This is a genomic window from Helicobacter vulpis, assembly GCF_003660395.1.
Classification (GTDB): Bacteria; Campylobacterota; Campylobacteria; order Campylobacterales; family Helicobacteraceae; genus Helicobacter; species Helicobacter vulpis.
On sequence record NZ_QXQT01000039.1, the window covers coordinates 1 to 4260 of the forward strand.

Genomic DNA, 4260 nt, shown 5'->3' on the forward strand with positions numbered 1-4260 from the left:
ATGCTCACCATTAGCCCCAAGAATGTCCCCTTAGAAAAATTGCGCAACAATACCAAAGCTTTAAACGCTTATGTGCATAAATTACTCACTAGAAAAAAATATTTAAGAGATAGATTTGCCCCCAGAGGTAAGGGCGGTTATATCAGAGGCACTGAAATCGTAGGCATGAGTTTTGATACGCAATTAGGACAGGGGATGACCCACCCCCACATCCATTTGCTTGTTATTGTCCACTACAGCTACTACAAAGAACGCTATCTCACACAAAGAGAGTTCTCAGAGATGATAGCCGAACAATTCAAAACCCCCATTACCATCGATGACTACAACAGCCCTACAGAGGACAAAAACGGCAAACCCATCGAACCCAAGAAGATCAAAGTCAAGCTAGAAGGCAACAATGTAGATATGCGCGTGGTCTTTGATGGGCGCAAATTTGCTAAGAAACTTGTTGCTAAAACCTCTGAGAAAGGCAAAGAAAAAGTAGAGCAAGAAATTAGAAAGGTCATGTATGAAATCGTTAAACAATTCAAGCTAGACAGCACAGAAGAGAGCCTAGCCACTGAAGAACAACAAGTAATCCAGGAGAGTGCCCAAGAGTTTTGCGCTGAGATCAAAGAAGGAGCAAAGGATGCACTAGGTTACCCCGATAAAGGGATGATGAACCCCGCACAACTGCGTAGGCTAGGCAGACTAGACCGCAAGAGAAACAAAGTCTATAAAAAAGCCTTAGAGCAGTATAAACAAGGCAAAATCACCAAAAAGGAGTTAAAGCAATATGAGTTCAAACCTTACTTCTTAATGCTAGCCGAGCAAACCAAAGGTCTTAGAGCCGTAGGTTCAGGCGGTGTCTTTGCACGCCGTAATATGGCAAATGCCGATGAGCTCACCCTACCCCACAAAGCACAAGTAATCCAATATGACCACACTGCAGTGGACCGCGTTAAACCCCCACAAGGTGAAGACAAAGATAAGCCCCTAGGACAATACCTAGAAGAACAGCTACAAGGCACGCATTACACCATCAGAGCGGTTTATGAGCACATAAAAGGCAAAGAACAACAAATTATGGAGGAAGCCTATGGCGTGAAGCTCACAGAGCGTTTTAAACGCATCATTGACGAGCATTTAGGACAACTAGACCCAGAGCAAAAGAAAAGCATGCGCGCTGTGTGTTCTGCTGTCAATCGGGCAAAAAAAGAATATCTAGCCCAAGCACAGGAGGAAAAAGAGCTAAGAATTAGAATGGGGGTCTCTGATCCACTAGAATTACAAGGCAAGCGTGTTCCTATACCAGAATGGCAAGAGTGTGGGTGCTATCAATACAGCCTATACAAGATCATTAAAACTGCCTATGCCTACGCTATGGACAAACTCAACAATGGCTTAAGCGTCTTTGTCTATGAAAGCGAGCAAGATAGGGCATTAAAGAGTTTGGAGAAGACACTAAAGTCCAAAGAAGTCAAGGAGCAGTTATCTGATCCACCGCCTGATTTGTCTAACAATGAATCAACATCTAGCTAGCAAGTATGTCGGCGGTCGTGTTTTGTCATTATGTTCGAGCTGGATATTGTTTGTCTTTTTGAAGTTGATAGATGCAATATTGCTCATGCCACAACGAATACCCAAAGACATGGCAGGAAGTCAAAAATAAAATGGGCGTGTTCGTTCACTTTTGCCTTTTTGACATTGTGATGTTGCGTTGCAATGTTTTGAACCAATTATCGTCTTGAATAGTTTGCCCCACACCGCATTGCGGACGGCCCTAAAGGGCTTTGTGGGGAAGAGAGGCGAGCTTTATTGTTGCATGCACTTGTGATTACCACCGCTCTTTTTACCTTTGTTTGAGAGCTCTTGTTGCGTTGTGTCTATGCATGTTCTTAGTGTATCAGCGCGCGCGTTTTTGCTGAACCAAATGGGAATTTTGAACGGTGTGATTTAGGGTGTGCTTATGATTGTGCTAAGTGAAACAAAGGTTTTTGTATAACACAATGGCGTTTTTTACTTTTGTTCGCTGTGCTAAAGACAAAAAATCCTTCTCTTCACTTAGCTACTTTAACTGCCAAACCAAGATAAGCGTTACTACAGGGCTAGACCAAACAAGAATTCAAATCACTTCTTAAAAGCTACGCGCGCCTCCCTCATCGTGCTATGGAGCAATCCATGCAACTAGGCGCGCAATGTGATCACTTTATTTAAAGTTTTAGCGTGAATGACCTTTACTCTCTTGTTTTTGTTGTTGCATAAGGAGTTGTTTTAAGTTGTGAAGGTGTTGTAGTTGGGCTTTAATTTTTTCAATCAGTTCATGATCTCCAGTTTTTTCAGCATATTCTAGGGCTTTTTCTAATTCGCTTATACTTCCCGAATCTGTGTTATTGTTCTTAAAGAGTTCTCGAGCTTTATCAAGGAGTGTTTGTTTTTCGGACATAAAATTTCCTTTTTTAAAATTATAAGAATACTAGCCAAGGTTGTCTAAAATGGGAGTAAAATTTCTTTAAATTAATAATAAAATTTTAAAATTTATTAGTTAAAAATCTCTTAAGAATTCTCCCCTCAAAATCGCACAATCCCCTAAAATAGGGCACTCTCAGAACCCTCTAAAATAGGGCTTTCATATTCACTTGATACTATACAGACAACGGGCGGATTTTGTGTTCTTTACCTTGTGGGTTAAAAAGTCCTAAATTAGGGAGTTTGTAAAGGTTTTAAGAGTTTTGTTAGTATGGATAGGCTAACTTCTAGGTGTTCAAGCAAAAGGAAAGCCTTGTGAGCATTCTACAAAACGAAAATTTAAATGACACTTTAGAGCGATTTGAGACTAAAAAAAGTTAGCTTTAGAACTCAATTTGCCCGATTTTTATAACGCGATTGAAAATTTTAAATTGAATTGAAAACTATTATTGCTAAGACCTTTTCTGGCCGTTCGAGAGTGATTGATAAACTCTAACGCCAACACTCCACGATGTCCAAATGGAGGATTCCCGATGACAATTAGGGGTTTAGAAGGTAGGGTAAAATCCAAATAATTCGCCTGTATGATATCAAATTTGCTTGAGTTAATATCGATGCCAATTTTAGCTTCTGGCAAAAGGGTATAAAAACAGCCATCTCCCACGCTAGGTTCAAGCCAAGTGTATTTGTCCAATGCCTCATACTGGCTAATTACCTCTTTAGCTTTAGTTAATAGCTTTTGGGCGATTTCAGGTTTGGTAAAATAGGCATCTAGATGATTTTTAGTATTTCTCCTCATCTGAGTGCCATTGACATATCTCAAATCCATCTGTACCTTCTGAAAATGGTGTATTTTAGTCTAATTTGACTGATTTTAAGGTGTATTTTCTGTGGATTGATAAAAATTATTTTTTGACATACTTCCCATAGCTAAAGCTAGGGGCTTTACGGCGTGAATGGTAATTTTCTTTCCACTTAACTTGGTATCAAAGAAACAATTGTGCGCAAAGTGTGTTTAACCCCGTGCTACAGGGCGTTGCGAGCACATTAAAGTTTTCTTAGACAATTGCGTAGAGGTTATTTTGTAGGCATAAAAGTGGAGGTATTCTGTAGGTATTTTAAGTTAAGCACCAAGAGTTGATTTGTTATTGAAGTTAATTTGTAGTAATGTGTTCTCATGCGCTCAAACACTCGAACACAACTTAAACTTAAAAGAGCCAAAAAACCTAAGAAAAGTTCAGGACCCAAGAAAGCTTAAGCGTGCTAAATATACCACAAAGAACTTTAAAATTTAAAAAACCAAATTCAGCAACCACTACCAATGTCCCTGCCTTTTCCTCCTCCCCTACCCAAAAACACCTGAACCTAAGCCTACAGCGTGATTACAGCGAACTCAACCACGCCTACAGAGACATCGCCCACGAGCTCAGCAATAACCCCAACTACCAAAAGTACTATCTAGGCAAAATCAAAAGAGAAACCTTCTTTAACCGTGCTACTGCTCTAGAGTTTTGTGGAGAGATCATGCTCACCACATGGCATGGAGAAAATGGAGAAGAGAAGGAAATCCCCCATGCTTGGTGTTGCAAAGATGCCAAATGCAGCAAATGCACTAGTCTCAGAGCCAAACAGCGCACCATCATGCTAGAAAACACTCTAGCCAAGTATTTGCTCAGTGGTGCAGTTACACTAGAAGATTTGCGCCTAGTGATGCTCACCATTAGCCCCAAGAATGTCCCCTTAGAAAAATTGCGCAACAATACCAAAGCTTTAAACGCTTATGTGCATAAATTACTCACTAGAAAAAAA

General features: G+C 40.2%; 4 protein-coding genes. 2 read left to right on the forward strand and 2 right to left on the reverse strand.

Annotation, left to right across the window (positions count from 1 at the left end; all coding sequences use genetic code 11):
• On the forward strand, window positions 1–1524 hold a 1524-nt coding region (locus EAO38_RS08255), incomplete at its 5' end, for a protein rep (RefSeq protein WP_121022819.1).
• A 679-nt stretch (window positions 1525–2203) separates the two neighbouring features.
• Here the strand turns inward: EAO38_RS08255 and EAO38_RS08260 are convergent.
• Together EAO38_RS08260 and EAO38_RS08265 are read right to left on the reverse strand one after the other, a co-directional pair.
• A complete protein-coding gene (locus EAO38_RS08260; protein WP_121022821.1) occupies window positions 2204–2428 on the reverse strand; it encodes a hypothetical protein in 225 nt (74 codons plus the stop codon).
• Window positions 2429–2857: 429 nt separating this feature from the next.
• On the reverse strand, window positions 2858–3280 hold the full coding sequence (locus EAO38_RS08265) for a type II restriction endonuclease (RefSeq protein WP_235852590.1): 423 nt from the start codon (window positions 3278–3280) through the stop codon (window positions 2858–2860).
• 431 nt (window positions 3281–3711) lie between these two features.
• Here EAO38_RS08265 and EAO38_RS08270 point away from each other — a divergent pair.
• Window positions 3712–4260 (forward strand): protein rep (locus tag EAO38_RS08270; protein WP_162982751.1); only part of this gene is annotated, 549 nt, incomplete at its 3' end.